Annotated in this window: 17 protein-coding genes and 7 tRNA genes; 16 read left to right on the plus strand and 8 right to left on the minus strand. The window is 69.6% G+C overall.

Features of this window, described 5'->3' with window-relative positions; all coding sequences use genetic code 11:
• Positions 1–6 precede the first annotated feature (6 nt).
• Both ACOKM3_RS33060 and ACOKM3_RS33065 read left to right on the plus strand, forming a co-directional pair.
• Complete coding sequence (locus tag ACOKM3_RS33060; protein WP_426904917.1) at positions 7–975, plus strand: aminoglycoside phosphotransferase family protein; 969 nt, start codon at positions 7–9, stop codon at positions 973–975.
• A 69-nt stretch (positions 976–1,044) separates the two neighbouring features.
• Positions 1,045–1,341: a TFIIB-type zinc ribbon-containing protein gene (locus ACOKM3_RS33065; protein ID WP_426904918.1), complete on the plus strand. Its 297-nt coding sequence runs from the start codon at positions 1,045–1,047 to the stop codon at positions 1,339–1,341.
• 109 nt (positions 1,342–1,450) lie between these two features.
• On the opposite strand, the gene ACOKM3_RS33070 is transcribed toward ACOKM3_RS33065, so the two are convergent.
• The 5 genes from ACOKM3_RS33070 to ACOKM3_RS33090 form a co-directional block, all read right to left on the minus strand.
• Positions 1,451–1,525: transfer RNA gene (locus ACOKM3_RS33070), tRNA-Val, on the minus strand.
• Between the two features lie 19 nt (positions 1,526–1,544).
• Positions 1,545–1,616: transfer RNA gene (locus ACOKM3_RS33075), tRNA-Val, on the minus strand.
• Between the two features lie 24 nt (positions 1,617–1,640).
• A tRNA-Val gene (locus tag ACOKM3_RS33080) sits at positions 1,641–1,712 on the minus strand.
• A 1-nt stretch (position 1,713) separates the two neighbouring features.
• Positions 1,714–1,787: transfer RNA gene (locus tag ACOKM3_RS33085), tRNA-Cys, on the minus strand.
• Between the two features lie 37 nt (positions 1,788–1,824).
• Positions 1,825–1,897, minus strand: a tRNA-Gly gene (locus ACOKM3_RS33090).
• A 155-nt stretch (positions 1,898–2,052) separates the two neighbouring features.
• On the opposite strand from ACOKM3_RS33090, the gene ACOKM3_RS33095 reads away from it, so the two are divergent.
• Genes ACOKM3_RS33095 through ACOKM3_RS33105 form a run of 3 tightly spaced genes read left to right on the plus strand, consistent with a single transcriptional unit; the run spans position 2,053 to position 4,811 of the window.
• Complete coding sequence (locus ACOKM3_RS33095) at positions 2,053–3,087, plus strand: chorismate-binding protein (RefSeq protein WP_426904919.1); 1,035 nt, start codon at positions 2,053–2,055, stop codon at positions 3,085–3,087.
• Between the two features lie 34 nt (positions 3,088–3,121).
• On the plus strand, positions 3,122–3,943 hold the full coding sequence (locus ACOKM3_RS33100; protein WP_426904920.1) for an aminotransferase class IV: 822 nt from the start codon (positions 3,122–3,124) through the stop codon (positions 3,941–3,943).
• Positions 3,944–3,986: 43 nt separating this feature from the next.
• Positions 3,987–4,811, plus strand: coding sequence for a GNAT family N-acetyltransferase (locus ACOKM3_RS33105; protein WP_426904921.1), 825 nt, complete (start codon positions 3,987–3,989; stop codon positions 4,809–4,811).
• A 15-nt stretch (positions 4,812–4,826) separates the two neighbouring features.
• On the opposite strand, the gene ACOKM3_RS33110 is transcribed toward ACOKM3_RS33105, so the two are convergent.
• The gene (locus ACOKM3_RS33110; RefSeq protein WP_385762962.1) at positions 4,827–5,330 is read right to left on the minus strand and encodes a DsbA family protein; all 504 of its coding nucleotides are present in this window, start codon (positions 5,328–5,330) and stop codon (positions 4,827–4,829) included.
• Between the two features lie 181 nt (positions 5,331–5,511).
• Here ACOKM3_RS33110 and ACOKM3_RS33115 point away from each other — a divergent pair, with 181 nt between their 5' ends.
• Both ACOKM3_RS33115 and ACOKM3_RS33120 read left to right on the plus strand, forming a co-directional pair.
• Entirely contained in the window at positions 5,512–5,946 is a 435-nt protein-coding gene (locus tag ACOKM3_RS33115; protein WP_426904922.1) for a hypothetical protein, read from the plus strand.
• A 107-nt stretch (positions 5,947–6,053) separates the two neighbouring features.
• The gene (locus ACOKM3_RS33120) at positions 6,054–6,284 is read left to right on the plus strand and encodes a hypothetical protein (protein ID WP_327664270.1); all 231 of its coding nucleotides are present in this window, start codon (positions 6,054–6,056) and stop codon (positions 6,282–6,284) included.
• 6 nt (positions 6,285–6,290) lie between these two features.
• Here the strand turns inward: ACOKM3_RS33120 and ACOKM3_RS33125 are convergent, their stop codons facing one another.
• Positions 6,291–6,851, minus strand: coding sequence for a CGNR zinc finger domain-containing protein (locus tag ACOKM3_RS33125; protein WP_426904923.1), 561 nt, complete (start codon positions 6,849–6,851; stop codon positions 6,291–6,293).
• 244 nt (positions 6,852–7,095) lie between these two features.
• A complete protein-coding gene (locus tag ACOKM3_RS33130; protein ID WP_010351314.1) occupies positions 7,096–7,509 on the minus strand; it encodes an SsgA family sporulation/cell division regulator in 414 nt (137 codons plus the stop codon).
• 190 nt (positions 7,510–7,699) lie between these two features.
• Here ACOKM3_RS33130 and ACOKM3_RS33135 point away from each other — a divergent pair, with 190 nt between their 5' ends.
• The 9 genes from ACOKM3_RS33135 to ACOKM3_RS33175 all read left to right on the plus strand — a co-directional run bounded on the left by ACOKM3_RS33135 (position 7,700) and on the right by ACOKM3_RS33175 (position 15,750).
• A complete protein-coding gene (locus ACOKM3_RS33135; RefSeq protein ID WP_426904924.1) occupies positions 7,700–8,170 on the plus strand; it encodes a TIGR02611 family protein in 471 nt (156 codons plus the stop codon).
• Between the two features lie 63 nt (positions 8,171–8,233).
• Positions 8,234–8,305, plus strand: a tRNA-Val gene (locus tag ACOKM3_RS33140).
• A 221-nt stretch (positions 8,306–8,526) separates the two neighbouring features.
• Complete coding sequence (locus ACOKM3_RS33145) at positions 8,527–9,816, plus strand: ABC transporter substrate-binding protein (protein ID WP_426904925.1); 1,290 nt, start codon at positions 8,527–8,529, stop codon at positions 9,814–9,816.
• A 32-nt stretch (positions 9,817–9,848) separates the two neighbouring features.
• Positions 9,849–10,805, plus strand: coding sequence for a carbohydrate ABC transporter permease (locus ACOKM3_RS33150; RefSeq protein WP_426904926.1), 957 nt, complete (start codon positions 9,849–9,851; stop codon positions 10,803–10,805).
• Positions 10,802–11,674: a carbohydrate ABC transporter permease gene (locus tag ACOKM3_RS33155; protein ID WP_426904927.1), complete on the plus strand. Its 873-nt coding sequence runs from the start codon at positions 10,802–10,804 to the stop codon at positions 11,672–11,674. Before ACOKM3_RS33150 ends, ACOKM3_RS33155 begins: the two co-directional genes overlap by 4 nt.
• Positions 11,671–12,276: a hypothetical protein gene (locus ACOKM3_RS33160; RefSeq protein ID WP_426904928.1), complete on the plus strand. Its 606-nt coding sequence runs from the start codon at positions 11,671–11,673 to the stop codon at positions 12,274–12,276. The genes ACOKM3_RS33155 and ACOKM3_RS33160 overlap by 4 nt, the downstream gene beginning before the upstream one ends.
• Before the next feature lie 135 nt (positions 12,277–12,411).
• A complete protein-coding gene (locus ACOKM3_RS33165) occupies positions 12,412–15,165 on the plus strand; it encodes an exo-rhamnogalacturonan lyase family protein (RefSeq protein WP_426904929.1) in 2,754 nt (917 codons plus the stop codon).
• Between the two features lie 18 nt (positions 15,166–15,183).
• A complete protein-coding gene (locus ACOKM3_RS33170) occupies positions 15,184–15,639 on the plus strand; it encodes an SRPBCC family protein (RefSeq protein WP_426904930.1) in 456 nt (151 codons plus the stop codon).
• 39 nt (positions 15,640–15,678) lie between these two features.
• A tRNA-Val gene (locus tag ACOKM3_RS33175) sits at positions 15,679–15,750 on the plus strand.
• Positions 15,751–15,759 lie beyond the last annotated feature (9 nt).

Raw genomic sequence — 15,759 nt, forward strand, 5'->3', positions numbered from 1 at the left:
GCGGCCGTGACCACGCTCATCGTTCCCGCGCTCAGGGCCGAGGCCCGGGACGCGGCCCATCCGCCGGGGATCGCCTGCGTCTGCGGCGCCACGACCCTCGCCGACCGCCCCGACGCCACGGTGGTCCGGCACGGCGACACCGTCGCCAAGGCGCACGCGCCCGACACCGACCCGGCGGAGCTGGACCTGCGCCTGGCCGTGGCCGACCACCCGGCCCTGGCCGGTGTACTGCTGGGCCCGCTGCGTCCGACGGCGGTCGCCCTGGACGACCGGCTCGTCACGTTCTGGCCGCACGGCACCCCCGTGGACCCGGAGCACCCGGAAGACGCCCCCTGGGAAGCCGTGGGAGCCCTCCTCGCCCGCCTGCACTGCACGCCGGCGCACGAACTCCCGCCCGCGCTCCCGCCCATGCGCGGCCCGCTCAAGGCGGCCCGCGCCGTGGCCCGCCTCCAGGCCTCGGCCCCTGGCCACCGGGCTGCTGGGCCGATCCTCGACGCCTGGCGCACCCTGCCGCCCTGGGCCCGCGCCGAAGCCTCGTACGCGCACGCGAGCGCTCTGTGCCACGGCGATCTGCACCTCGGCCAGCTGGTCCGCCACCCCGCCGACTCGGACGACGCCGCCGACTCCGACGCATGGACGCTGATCGACGTCGACGACCTCGGAATCGGCGACCCCGCCTGGGACTTGGCCCGCCCCGCTGCCTGGTTCGCCTGCGGTCTGCTCTCCGCGGAGGACTGGACCCGCTTCCTCGGCGCGTATCAACGCACAGGCGGCGCAAAGGAACTGAGCGTCCCCGACCCCTGGCCCGCCCTGGACGTACCGGCCCGTGCCCTCACCGTGCAGACCGCCGCGCTCGCCGTCGCGAAGGCCACCGACGCGGGCCGCGCGCTCGACGAGGTGGAGGACTCGGTCGTCGGCGCCTGCGCCCGAATGGCTTCGGTGCCGCCGCAGTTCGAGGACGAACCGGCCAAGTAGGGTGCGGGGGACGGAAGCCGGGAAGTGTTCCGGCGAAGCAGCACCGAACGGCGAGGAGTTGAGCCGAGCATGCAGTGTCCGAAGTGTCACGCACCGATGCACACGTACAACCGCAATGGCGTCCAGATCGAGCAGTGCAGCGGGTGCCGCGGGATATTCCTGGACTACGGCGAGCTGGAGTCGCTGACCCGCCTGGAGTCGCAGTGGCAGCAGCAGGCCCCGCCGCCCCCGCCCGCCCCGCAGGGCTACCCGGCCCCGGCGGCCCCGGCATGGGGAGCCCCGCAGCACGGCGGTCACCACGGTGGGCACCACGGCCACCACGGTCACCACAACCGCGGCTTCGGCCGGATGCTGTTCTCCTCCTGAGGCGCCGCGCGGCTCTTCGCGAGAGGAGCCGCCCCGCTCGCCCCAGATCCGTTCGACAGAGCCGTTCGCACGAAGAAGCCCCCGGTCACGAGGACCGGGGGCTTCTTGCTGGTGCGCGATACTGGGATTGAACCAGTGACCTCTTCCGTGTCAGGGAAGCGCTCTCCCGCTGAGCTAATCGCGCGGGAACCCACAGGGGGCAGTGGACGATACTGGGATTGAACCAGTGACCTCTTCCGTGTCAGGGAAGCGCTCTCCCGCTGAGCTAATCGTCCGGGATGGAAGCCTTGCGGCCTCAGTGCGCGATACTGGGATTGAACCAGTGACCTCTTCCGTGTCAGGGAAGCGCTCTCCCGCTGAGCTAATCGCGCTTGGAGGTGGAGACGGGATTTGAACCCGTGTAGACGGCTTTGCAGGCCGTTGCCTCGCCTCTCGGCCACTCCACCAGGAGCGTAGGGGTTCGGGAAGATCCCCCACATCCTGAGCGAACGACCGGGTTCGAACCGGCGACCTCAACCTTGGCAAGGTTGCGCTCTACCAACTGAGCTACGTTCGCGTGTCTTTCCGGTCCGCTTGCGCGTCCCGGCGACGTGTTGAACTCTAGCGGATTCCTGGGGGAGGTCCAAAACGCGTTTGCGCAGCGTGCTGCGGTGCGACCGACGAAGGTCCTGCTCAGGTGGGCCCGTCGTCACCAGCCATAGACTCGAAGGTGTGCACGACCTCCCTGCTCTGGCCCGCTTCGGCGGGCTCGTCGCGACCGATCTGCGCGACGTCACCAGCGATCCCGCTGCCCTCGACTCCACCGGCTTCTGGGCCGTCTGCGCCGATTTCGAGGGCCGTCTCGTCTGCGCCCGCTTCGGGCGCGTGCGCGAGGAAGCGGTGCCCGCCCCGCGGCCCGGCTCCTGGCCCGGACCTGCGCCTGCGGACTGGACGTCGTCGCTCGACCACGCCGCGTACACGGACGGAGTGCGGCGCATCCGCGCGCACATCGCGACCGGCGAGGTCTACCAGGCCAACCTCTGCCGCGTGCTGTCCGCGCCCATCTCCCCGGACGCCGACGTGGACGCCCTCACCGCCCTCCTCGCGCGCGGGAACCCGGCGCCGTACGCGGGCACCATCCGGCTCCCGGACCATGGCGTGGAGGTCGCGACGGCCTCGCCCGAGCTGTTCCTGCGCAGGGACGGCCGGGTCGTCGAGTCCGGGCCGATCAAGGGGACCGGGCGCACCGAGGCGGACCTCCTCGACAAGGACCACGCCGAGAACGTGATGATCGTCGACCTGGTCCGCAACGACCTGGGCGTCGTCTGCGCCACCGGCAGCGTCACCGTGCCCGAACTGTGCGTGGTCGAGAAGCACCCGGGCCTCGTCCACCTCGTCTCCACCGTGCGCGGCGAGCTGCCCGAGGCGGCCGGCTGGCCCGAGCTGCTCGACGCCGCGTTCCCGCCCGGCTCCGTCACCGGCGCCCCGAAGTCCAGCGCCCTGCGGATCATCGACGCGCTGGAGACGGCGCCGCGCGGCCCCTACTGCGGGGGCATCGGCTGGGTGGACGCGGACCGGGGGAGAGGGGAACTGGCCGTCGGGATCCGCACGTTCTGGATCGACCGCGGCCCTGACGGCGATTTCCTGCGCTTCGGCACCGGCGCCGGGATCACCTGGGGCTCGGACCCGGAGCGGGAATGGCGGGAGACCGAGCTCAAGGCGGCGCGGCTGTTGGAGGTAGCGTCGGGAAGGTACACGGACTCATGAAGAACAGCGGTCCGGGCAAGTTGGAGGGAACGTAGTGAAGATCTGGCTCGACGGCCGGCTGCAGGACACCGAGGCGGCGCGCGTCTCCGTCTTCGACCACGGGCTTACCGTGGGTGACGGCATCTTCGAGACGGTGAAGGCCGTCGAAGGGAAGCCGTTCGCGCTCACCCGCCACCTCGACCGGCTCGCCCGCTCGGCCCGCGGGCTCGGCCTGCCCGAGCCCGACCTCGACGAGGTGCGCCGCGCCTGCGCCGCCGTCCTCGAGGCCAACCCGATGGCCCTCGGCCGGCTGCGTATCACCTACACCGGCGGCCTCTCGCCGCTCGGCTCCGACCGCGGCGACCAGGGCACCACGCTCGTCGTCGCCCTCGGCGAGGTCAAGCGGCGCCCCGACACCACCGCCGTGATCACCGTCCCCTGGACCCGTAACGAGCGCGGCGCCCTCGCGGGCCTGAAGACCACCTCGTACGCGGAGAACGTCGTCGCCCTGGCCCGCGCCCACGAACACGGCGCGTCCGAGGCCCTGTTCGCGAACACGGTGGGGCAGCTGTGCGAGGGCACGGGCTCCAACGTCTTCGTCGTCCTCGACGGCGAGATCCACACGCCGCCGCTCGCGGCAGGCCCGCTCGCCGGCATCACGCGCGCCCTCGCGATCGAATGGACGGGCGCCAAGGAGACCGACCTGCCGCTCTCCGTCCTCACCGAGGCCGACGAGGTGTTCCTGACGTCGACGCTGCGCGACATCCAGGCCGTGCACCGCGTCGACGACCGGGACCTGTCCGACGCACCGGGCCCCGTCACGGCCAAGGCGATGCGGGTGTGGGACGAGCGGGCAGCAGAGCGCCTGGACCCGTAAATCCGTTGTCGCGTCGGGGGCGCGTACGGGTACAACACCCGTGATGACCACGACCCTGCGGCCGACCGAGCCGCTCCAGCGCACCCCCGACGGCTCGCGCTCCCGCCACTACGCGGTGTGCGTGAACAGCCGCCCCGTCGGCGCCCTGCGCCTCGCCACGCACCCGGTCTTCGGCCCGTCCGTCGCCCAGATACTCGAACTGCGCATCGACGAGAAGGACCGGGGGCGCGGCCGCGGCACCGTCGCGGCGCTCGCCGCGGAGGAGGTCGCCCGCTCCTGGAACTGCCGCCGCGTCGAACTGACCGTCCCCGCCGACGCACAGGGCATGCTCCGCCTCGCGGGCGCCCTCGGCTACGTGGAGCGCAACCGCAACATGGCGAAGGCCCTGCCCGAAGAGCCGCCCGCCCTGCCCGGAGGCAGCGTCGGGCGGCGCATGACGGAGGCCGAGTACGGGCCGTGGCTCGCGCACACCAAGGCGGGGTACGCGCGCACCTGGGTCGAGCGCGGCGCCACCGAGGAGGAGGCGCGGCAGAAGGCCGAGCACGATCACGCCGCGCTGCTCCCGGAGGGCGTCGCCACCCCGGACGTCCTGCTCAGCGTGCTCGAGCACGACGCCGAGCGGGTCGGAACGCTGTGGGTGGCGCAGCGCCCCGACGGTGCGTTCGTCTTCGACGTCGAGGTGTCGGCCGAGCACCGGGGACGAGGCCACGGGCGCTCGCTGATGCTGCTCGCCGAGGCCGACTCGATCGCCGCGGGCGCCACCCGGATCGGCCTCAACGTCTTCGCGCGGAACGCGACCGCGCAGTGCCTGTACGACTCCCTCGGCTACGAGCCGACCGGCTACTACCTCTACAAACAGCTGCTGTGACGGCCCCCGGGAGGCTCAGCCCTGCTCGGCGAGCAGCCGGTCCGCGATCTCCTCGATCCGCTCGCGCAGCCCCTCCTGGCTCTTGCCGCCGTGCAGCAGCTCCCCGCCGATCTCGTACGTGGGCGTGCCCGTCACGCCGATGACCTTGCCCTCGGCCTGATCGGCGTCGACGATCAGGATGTGCCGGCCGTCGACGAGCGCGGTGTCGAACTCCTCGGCGTCCAGGCCGAGTTCGCCCGCCACCTCGACGAGGAACTGCTCGCCCTTGCGGTCGAACTCCTCGACCCGGCCCAGCACGGCCTCCACGTACGGCCACCCCTTGCCCTGCGCGAACGCCTCCTCGGCGGCCTGCGCACCGGCGAAGGAGTGCTTGTGCTTCTCGAGCGGGAAGTGCCGCAGGCGCAGCTCGACGCGGTCGCCGTAGCGCTCGCGCAGCGCGCGGAGGTCGTCCAGGGCCGAGCGGCAGTCGGGGCACTGCAGCTCGCACCACACGTCAAGGATGGGGTTCGGGGCGTTCATGGGGGCCAGTCTTCCAGGACCGTCCGCCGGGCCCAACCTGGACCTGCGGAGGAGCCCCGACCCCGAGATGTCCCCCAGATGTGGCCGAGGTGGGCCCCGGGCGTGGCCCGCGGACCCCCGGGCGGTGCAGGATGGGAGAAAGGGGGAAGCGCCCCACGATGTCCGAACTCGGGAGGACCGGATGATTGCCGAGACCGTGTGTTCCGCCGTTGCCGTGGCGGGCCTGGGCATCGCCGGGGTTCTCGCCTTCCGCAAGCGGTTCCTCAAAGCCGCCCGCACCGCCGCCTACGCCCTCGTACCGCTGGGCCTGGTGATGACGGGCGCGGTCGAGTGGGCCGTGGACACGGCGTTCAGTCCGACCGCCTGGGCCGGCTTCGGCGTGCTCGGCGCCGCCTGGCTGATGTTCATGGGTACGCGGGCCGTCGAGCGGCGCCGCTCCGGCCGCCCCGCCAAGGAGCGCGAGGCCGCCATCGCCCCCGCGGCGTCCGCACCCTCGCTCGGCGAGAGCCGGCGCCCCACGCCCGCGGCGCAGCCCAAGCAGCCGAAGCCGGCGAAGGCCGAGCCCTCGGAGGACTTCAGCGACATCGAGGCGATCCTCAAGAAGCACGGCATCTGACGCCAACAGGCGTACGCGGCCCACTGTCACGGGTTCCCGCCAACTACCCCTCGAAAGTGGTCGGTTGAGTGCCCGTCACCCGGTAAGTGCGTCATCATCTCGGCGAGATGCTGGACACACCGCAGCTGCCCGACCAGCTGGACGCCGACCAGGGGCAGGCGCCCCACAGCGAGCCCGCGCCGCCCGTGCCCGTACGAACCGAGAAGCGGACAGAGAAGCGGGCCGAGAGCCCGCGAGGCTGCCTCTTCGCGCTCTCCCAACCCCCGCTGATGATCTTCCTGGGGGTGATCGGCAGCCTGCTCCTGATGGCCGCGCTGCACGACCTGCTCCTGCTGTGAACGGATTCAGCCCGTGGCTTCCTTGCGGCGCGCCCGGTACGCCGCGACGTGCAGCCGGTTCCCGCACGTACGGCTGTCGCAGTAGCGGCGCGAACGGTTGCGGGACAGGTCGACGAACGCGAACCGACAGTCGGGCGCCTCGCAGCGCCGCAGCCGCTCCTGCTCCCCGGCGACCACGAAGAACGCCAGCGCCATCCCGCAGTCGGCCGCCAGGTGGTCGGCGACGGAGGCGCCGGGCGCGAAGTAGTGCATGTGCCAGTCGTAGCCGTCGTGGTCCGTGAGGCGGGGAGTGGTGCCCGCCTCCGCGACCAGTTCGTTGATCACCGTCGCCGCCGCCCGCTGGTCACTCGCCGCGAACACGGCCGCGAAGCGGTCACGCACAGCACGCACCGACTGAAGATCATTTTCTGCGATCACGCCGACATCGCTGACATCGTTCCTTCGTACGAAATCCGTCAGCGCGGCCAGACTCGCGAGCCCGTCCGCCTTCGCGTCGCCGTCCGGTGTCGTGTTCACCAGATCGACCACGGTGTCGAGCGCGCACCGGGTGTCGTGGGTGATCAGCACGATTCGCTCCCTGGCCTGGGGTAGGGCTCCCGCCCACCGATGCCGCACGAGCCTAGTACCTGCGGGCCGCCGGGAACGCACCTGCGCCGCCACCGTGGAAACTCCCACGGCGACGGCGCCGGTGTATGCCGTATGCGGTTGTCCCGACCGTTGAGCCGTGCCGTTCCCCGAGTGGACGGCACGGCATGCTCTCGCGCTGCTCACGCCGACCGGGTGCCGGCGCGGGCCTCCTCGTTCCGCGGCGCTAGTTTTCCGCGAGGATGTGCGACAGCTCCTGGTCGAGGTCGAAATGGCGGTGTTCCGTGCCGGGTGGCACGGCGGCGTCCGTTCGCTTGAGGAACGACTCCAGAGCCCGCGCCGGGGCCTCGAGCAGAGCCTCGCCCTCGGGAGAGCTCAGGGCGATGCAGACAACGCCCTGACCGTGGCTACGGGACGGCCAGACTCGGACGTCTCCGGTGCCGGTCGGCCGGTGAAGGCCTTCGGCGAGGAGGTCGCGGGCAAACACCCATTCGACTGTCTCCTCGGCTCCGGTGTGGAAGGTGGCGTGCACGGCATAGGGATCGGCCGTGTCATACCGCAGACCTGCGGGAACGGGCAGTGAGGACTCGCTCGACACAACGAGGCGCAGGTGCAGCTCGCAGCTGACCGTGGTGTTCATAAGCGCCAGGGCCTTTCGCTCAGTGTGCGCTCGGGGATTCGCACGTCGGCGAAATCGACATGCCACCTACGGTGCCGTTGTAAACCCCTCTGAGTGTTTTGAGCGTCTTTAGGTAGCTCGTACGGCCGAGTCTTATCTGTGGGAGAACGGCCATTCCGGTGACGCGAAAGAGTCGGGTAGGTTTGAGCGTATGAATACGGGGAGTGACAAGGGGGCCAAGGAGCCCGAGGCACCCGAGACGGCCGATGCGGCCTCCGGGGCCGGCGATGACGGTGCGGCGGCCGAGGGAAAGCCGCTCGGGTCGCGGGCGCCGGGGTTCATCCAGGCCAGGCGGACGCTGCATCTGAGCTGGCAGGTCGGCGTCTTCATCGTGGGGCTCGCGGTGGTCGTGGGCGGCGTGATCATGCTGCCGCTGCCGGGGCCCGGCTGGCTGGTGATCTTCGGCGGTATGGCGATCTGGGCGACCGAGTTCGTCTGGGCTCAACTGGTGCTGCGCTGGACGAAGCGGAAGGTCACGGAGGCGACGCAGCGGGCGCTCGACCCGAAGGTGCGGCGGCGGAACATCATCCTGACCACGATCGGCGTCGTGATCATCGCCGTGCTCGGCGGGGTCTACGTATGGAAGTTCGGGCTCGAGATGCCATGGAACATCAAGCAGTGACCGCAGGCGGCGCAGAGTGGTCCCAGGCACCCCCTGACATGGGGTAATGTTCTTCCTGCGCCCGGGCGATTAGCTCAGTGGGAGAGCGCTTCGTTCACACCGAAGAGGTCACTGGTTCGAACCCAGTATCGCCCACCCGGACCGACGGCCCCGGAGACATCGAGTCTCCGGGGCCGTCGGCGTTTTTCGTGGCTGACCTGGGCGTTCGAGGCGCTTCGGCCCAAATCTTTGTCCGAACTGTTGACGCACCCCCCACCCGTCTCTACTTTTGCTCGGCAAGCGCTTTCCTAAAACGATTCAATGCACGGGTGGAGGGGCTAACTGTGCCTATGAACAGGGATCTTGGTCGAAGAGGCGTGCTGAAGGCGACCGGGGCTTCGGTCGCGGCGCTCGGCCTGACGGCGGCCGGCTGCGGTGGTGACGGTGGGTCAGGAGACGCGGGGAACGCGGACGGTCCGGCGACCCTGCGGTTCGCCTGGTGGGGCGGCGAACCGCGTGCCGTGAAAATCAAGAAGGCGATCGCGCTCTTCGAGAAGAAGAATCCGAAGATCAAAATCAAGCCGGAATTCACCGATTACCAGGCATTCTGGGAGAAGTTCCAGACGCAGGCCTCGGGCGGAAATCCTCCGGATGTATTCCTCAACTCCGTTGCCTTCCTTGCGAAGTACGACAAGCGCGGAGTTCTGCTCGACCTCAAGTCCCAGGTGGACGCCGGGAATCTGAGCCTGAAGAACTTCCGCGGCGGCGTCGAGACGGCCGGCCAGGTCTCCGGCGGCAAGCAGGTCGCGGTTCCGGTCGGCGCCAACACCATGTCGCTCGTCATCGACAAGAAGGCCTGGGACAAGGCGGGCGTGGAGCCGAAGTTCGGCTGGACCTGGGACGAGTACTTCAAGTCGCTCCAGACCATCCAGGACAAGCTGAAGATCGCGGGCGACACGGGCTACGCGGGGGTCATGTACCTCTACGACCTGTATCTCCGTCAGAACGGCAAGGCGTTCTTCAAGGACGGCAAACTCGGCTTCGCCCAGGACGATCTGACGCAGTGGTGGTCGGACTACTACAAGCGCGTGAAGTCCGGGATCGTCGCGGACCCCAAGAAGATCGAGCAGGTCAAGCCGAAGTCCGGGCTCTCGGCCGGGCTCGCGGGCGCCGAGTTCACCTGGGACAACTTCTCGGTGCGCTACGAGGGCGAGGGCGACTCCGATTACGCGCTCGCGCCGATCCCGACCACCGACGGCAAGGACACCGGGCAGTACCTCGGCTCGCTGATGCTGTCGATCTCCACCAAGTGCGAGGCCCAGGCGCAGGCCGCCAAGTTCATCGACTTCATGGTCCACGACCCCGAGGTCGGCAAGGTCATGGGCTACGACATGGGTGTGCTCGCCACCGACGAGCAGTTCGACGCGTACAAGCCGGGCGCTGAGGCCGACAAGGCGGTCGTCGAGGCCAACAAGGGCATCGCCGCGTACGAGAACGAGGTCGAGAAGGCCGGTGTGCTCGGCAAGATCACGCCGCATCCGTCGGGCGCGGATGTCGTGGAGGCCGCGTTCCTGCGCATCGCCGGTGACGTCGCCAACGCCAAGCAGAAGGTTCCGGCTGCGGTGAAGCAGTTCTTCAGCGAGGCCGAAGCGGCCTTCCAGGCCTGACAGCCCCTACGTTTCCGAGGGGAAACAGCACCATGTCGCTCGTCAAGGACGCCACAGTCCTGGCCGAAGAGGTGAACGTTGTCCGACCCGTCGCACAAAAGCGGCGGGGGCGGCGCGACAATCTCGCCGGCTATCTGTTCATGTCGCCGTGGCTCGCGGGGTTCCTGCTGCTCACGGCGGGGCCGATGATCGCCTCGCTCTACTACGCGTTCACGGACTACAACCTGTTCGCGGCGCCGAAGTGGATCGGGTTCGACAACTTCACGGCCATGTTCGACGACCCGCGCTGGCAGAAGTCCGTGCAGGTCACGCTCAAGTACGTGGTCATCGGCACCCCGCTCAAGCTGCTGCTCGCGCTCGGCGTCGCGCTGCTGCTCAACCAGAGCCGACGCGGCCAGGGCCTGTACCGGGCCGCGTTCTACGCGCCGTCGCTGATCGGCGCCAGCGTCTCGGTCGGCTTCGTCTGGCGTGCGCTGTTCTCCGACAACGCCGTCGTCGACAAGGGGCTCGGCTCCCTCGGCCTGAACCTCGGCGGCTGGATCGGCGACCCGGACATGATCCTCTACTCGCTGGTGGCGCTCACCGTCTGGCAGTTCGGCGCCCCGATGGTCATCTTCCTGGCCGGCCTCAAACAGGTGCCGAAGGAGCTGTACGAGGCCGCCGCCGTCGACGGGGCGGGACCGCTGCGCCGGTTCTGGAACATCACCCTGCCGATGATTTCCCCGGTGCTCTTCTTCAACGTCCTGCTGGAGTCGATCCACTCGTTCCAGATCTTCGGCTCCGCGTACGTCGTCTCCAACACGTTCTGCGGACCGGCCGACGCCACCCTCGTCTACACCTGCTACCTGTACCAAAAGGGCTTCCAGCAGTCCCAGATGGGCTTCGCGTCCGCCATGGCGTGGATGCTGCTGCTGGCCGTCGCGCTCGTCACCGTCGTCCTGTTCTGGTCCCAGAAGAAGTGGGTGCACTACGAGGAGGACGTCAAGTGACCACCCTGACCCCCGAGTTGAAGAGTGGCGCCAACCCGCGCAAGCGCACAGGACCCCTCGTCTGGCACGTCTTCGCGATCGCCGTGCTCTGCGTCGTCCTCTATCCGGTCGTCTGGGTGATCGGCGCCGCGTTCAAGCCCGGCAAGAAGATCGTCGGCTCGCTCGACCTCTTCCCCGCCGACCCGATCCTCGACAACGTCAAGGGCCTCGCCGACGGCATCGCGGGCATCTCCATCAGCACGTTCTTCACCAACTCGCTGTTCTACGCGGGCATGGCCGTCGTCGGCGTCGTCATCTCCAGCTCGCTCACCGCCTACGCCTTCGCGAAGATCCCCTTCCGCGGGCGGAAGCTGCTCTTCGCGCTGATGATCGGCACGCTGCTGCTGCCGTACCACGTGCTGCTCATCCCGCAGTACGTGATGTTCCAGAAGCTGGAGCTCATCAACACGTACGTGCCGCTCCTCGCGGGCAAGTTCCTGGCGACCGAGGCGTTCTTCGTCTTCCTCATGGTGCAGTTCATGCGCGGACTGCCGAAGGAGCTGGACGAGGCGGCGCGGCTCGACGGCTGCGGCCATCTGCGGATCTACTGGTCGATCGTGCTGCCGCTGTGCCGGCCCGCCCTGATCACCAGCGCCATCTTCACGTTCATCAACGCCTGGAACGACTTCATGGGCCCGCTGATCTACCTCAACGAGCCCTCCAAATACACCGTCTCGCTCGGCCTGATGATGTTCCGCGACCAGCAGGGCATCTCCGACTACGGCGGTCAGATCGCCATGGCGATGATGGCGCTCATCCCGGTGATCGCCTTCTTCATGGCCTTCCAGCGGTATCTGATCGACGGCATGGCCACGTCGGGGCTCAAGTGAGGGCCCCCGCACGCAGCGTCGCGCGCAGCGGCCCGCGCGTCGAGTCGCGGCGGCGCGTCGGGTTCTCCGTCTTCGCCGAGTGCCTGCTCACCGGGGTGTGGATCGCGCTCGCGTCCGTGCCCGTCGTCACCGCACCGGCCGCCTTCGCGGCCGGCGCCCGGCACCTACGGCGCCGGATCGGTGAACAGAGCGGCGGCTGGCGGGAGTTCGCGGCCGACGTCCGTGTCGCGGCGCGCCGCGGCTGGCTCGTCGGGCTCGCCGGGGTGGCGGCCTGGGCCGCAGTCTGGGTCGACCTGCGGATGGCGCGGGCCGGGCTCCCCGGCGGTCAACTCGCCGCGGCCGTCGGCATCTTCGCGCTCATCGCGGGTGCCGTGACCGTGCTGCGGGCCGCCGCCGTCTGGGAGCCGGGCCGGTCCTGGCGGTCCCTGCTCGGCGACGCCGCCCGGCGCACCGTACGGACACCCGGCGGGTCCCTGCTCCTGGTGTGCGGGATCGCGCTCGTGCTCCTCAGCGCGGAGTTCCTCGCACCGCTCGCCGTCCCGGTGCTCGGCATCCTCGCCGCGGCGGCGGTCGCGGTGGAGGAACGCGGCCGCGCCCGCTGACCCGGCGTTATACGTAGAACGGATGCCCGTCATACGTATAACGGGATCCCGTTATACGTAACACCCCCACCCGCCCCCATCTGCCCCAACCCCCCTCTCGTACAACACGTTTGGCATGCACGGAAAGGAACGACGATGTCCCCCATTCCCCGCAGGTCCCTCCTCAAGGCCGCCGCGGTCGCCGGCGCCGCCGCGCAGTTCAGCTGGGCGCTCGGCGGCAAGGAGGCGAAGGCCGCGACGCCCGCCTCGGTCGCCGAAGCCGCACAGGCCGAGCCGGTCACGCTCGGCTGGCTGGAGGACGGCGGGCTCGGCGCGGCCCCCGGCTCCACCGTCGGCGTGCCCTGGCCCAAGGGCGTGCACGAGAAGGGACAGGAGTTCGCCCTCACCACCGAGGACGGCAAGCAGGTCCCCGTCCAGACCTGGCCGCTCGCCCAGTGGCCCGACGGCTCACTGAAGTGGACCGCGCACGCGGTGGGCCCTGGTGCCGGCGACGGCAAACTGAAGCTCGCGGCCGGGAGCGCCACCGCGCCCGACAAGAAGGTGAGCGTCCAGGCGAGCGGGGGAGTCGTCACCGTCGACACCGGCGTCGTCGTCGCCAAGCTCGGCAAGAGCGGATCGAGCCTGGTCAAGTCCGTCACCCGCGGCTCCACCGAGATCGCCAAGGACGGCCGCCTCGTCCTCCTGCGCCAGGGCGAGATCGAGGACGGCGACCAGGGCACGCAGAAGTACGAGCGGTTCGAGTCCGTCATCGAGGAGACGAAGGTCGAGCAGGACGGCCCGGTCCGCGCCGTCGTCCGCATCGACGGCAAGCACCGCAAGGGCAGCCGGAGTTGGCTCCCGTTCTCCATCCGGTTCTACTTCTACGCGGGCGCCGAATCGTTCCGCATGGTGCACACCATCACGTACGACGGCACCCAGGAACCCGGCAAGGCATCGGGCGACTTCATCCGCGGGCTCGGCGTCCGGTTCACCGTGCCGATGCGCGACAAGGCGTACGACCGGCACATCCGGATCGGCGGCGAGGGCACCGGCATGCTGCGGGAGGCGGTCCAGGGCATCACCGGACTGCGCCGCGACCCGGGAGCGGCCGTGCAGGCGGCGCAGTTCGCCGGCGAGAAGCTGCCCGACCCCTCGACCTGGGACCAGCGCGTCACCACTCGCCTCCAGTACATCCCCGAGTGGGGCGACTACTCCCTCTCCCAGCTGTCCGCGGACGGCTTCACCCTCAAGAAGCGCACGAAGAAGGGGCACGGCTGGATCGGCGCCGGCGGCGGGCGGCGCGCCAGCGGATTCGGCTATGTCGGCGGCGCGAGCGGCGGACTCTCCTTCGGGCTCCGTGACTTTTGGGAGAAGCACCCGGCCGGACTCGACATCCGGGGTGCGCAGACCGATGAGGCCGAGGTCACCCTCTGGCTCTGGTCGCCCGAGGCGCAGCCCATGGACCTGCGCTTCTACCACGACGGCATGGGCCAGGACACGTATGCGGAGCAGCTCGAAGGCCTCAACATCACGTACGAGGACTACGAGCCCGAGTTCGGCACCCCGTACGGCATCGCCCGCACCAGCGAGCTGATGTTCTGGGCGAACGACGCGACACCGAAGCCCGAGGCGTTCGCCCAGCAGGTCGAGGCCGTGCGCGTGCTGCCGCAGCTGGCCGCGCCGCCGAAGCAGCTGATCAAGGCGAAGGTCCTCGGCCCCGGCCTCTACTCCGAGCCCGACCGCTCCACCCCCGCCAAGGCCAAGATCGAGGACCACCTCGACTTCCTCTTCACCTACTACAAGGACCAGGTGGAGATGCGCCGTTGGTACGGCTTCTGGGACTACGGCGATGTGATGCACTCCTACGACCCGGCGCGCCACCAGTGGCGCTACGACGTCGGCGGCTACGCCTGGGACAACTCCGAGCTGTCGCCCGACATCTGGCTCTGGTTCGCGTATCTGCGCTCCGGCCGCGCCGACATCTTCCGCTTCGCCGAGGCCATGACCCGGCACACCGGCGAGGTCGACGTCTACCACCTCGGCAAATGGGCCGGGCTCGGCACCCGGCACGGCGTCCAGCACTACGCCGACTCCGCCAAGCAGCAGCGCATCGCCAACACCACGTACCGCCGCTACTACTACTTCCTCACCGGCGACGAGCGCGTCGGCGACCTCATGCACGCCAACGTCGACTCCGACGAGACGTTCCTCGTGCTCGACCCGCAGCGCAAGGTCCGCCCCGACCCCGACTACAAGCCCGACCCGCACGCCCTGTCCATCGGCTTCGGCACCGACTGGAGCGGCCTCGTCTCCGCCTGGCTCACCGAGTGGGAGCGGCGCGGGCCGAAGTGGGAGAAGGCCAAGGCGCGCGTCCTGTCGACGATGGAGACGATCGCCACGCAGCCGAACGGGTTCGTGCAGGGCAGTGGCCTGTACGACCTCGACACCGGCAAGTTCGCCATCGCCGACAAGCCCGTCGTCGGCGTCTCCCACCTGTCGGCGGTCTTCGGCCTCAACGAGCTGTGCGCGGAGCTGATCGACCAGGTCGACATGCCGAAGTTCGAGGAGGCGTACTACGACTACTGCCGCTACTTCAACGCCACGAAGGCGGAGCAGAAGGCGCGGTACGGCTCGGACTTCGGCTCGCTCATCCTCTTCCAGGGCCACTCCCGGCTCGACGCCTACGCCGCCGTGCGCACCGGCGACGACAAGCTCGCCAAGCGGGCCTGGGAGAAGTTCTTCAAGAGCGACGGCTACACCGAGGCGTCGCCCTGGAAGGCCGAGAAGGTCGACGGGCCCGTCACACTCGTCGCGGGCACCGAGGCGAACTGGGTCTACACCAACGACACGGCCCTGTACGGACTCGCCGCCATCGAGAACCTGGCGCTGGTCGGGGACAAGATGCCCTGATCCCGGCAGACTCCTGCCATGGACTGGAACCATTACCGCTTTCGCAGCGTGTGGGAACTGCCCGCCCCGCCGGGCGCCGTGTACGCGGTGCTCGAGCGGGCCGAGGAGTATCCGCGGTGGTGGCCCCAGGTCCGCTCGGTGACACCGCTGGACGGGAGCGCGACCAGCGGCGTCGCCGTCTTCCGGTCCTTTCTTCCCTACGAGCTGCACGTCACGGCCCGCGAGGCGCGCCGTGACCCGGCCGCGGGGGTCCTGGAGATCGCGATGGCCGGGGACCTGGAGGGCTGGGCGCGCTGGACGCTGACGCCGCTGCCCGGCGGCGGCACCCGGGCCGTCTACAACCAGGAGGTCGAGGTGAGCAAACCGCTGATGCGCCGGTTCGCGCTGCCGGGCCGTCCGGTGTTCCTGGCCAACCACGCGTGGATGATGCGCGGCGGGCGGCGGGGTCTTGCCGCCCATCTGCGACCGGTTTGAACACAGGGCGCCGCGACCTGTATTGTTCAACGCGTTCCCGGGCGATTAGCTCAGTGGGAGAGCGCTTCGTTCACACCGAAGAGGTCACTGGTTCGAACCCAGTATCGCCCACCCGGAGAA

This window comes from Streptomyces nidicola (assembly GCF_050106155.1).
In the GTDB taxonomy this organism is placed as follows: domain Bacteria; phylum Actinomycetota; class Actinomycetes; order Streptomycetales; family Streptomycetaceae; genus Streptomyces.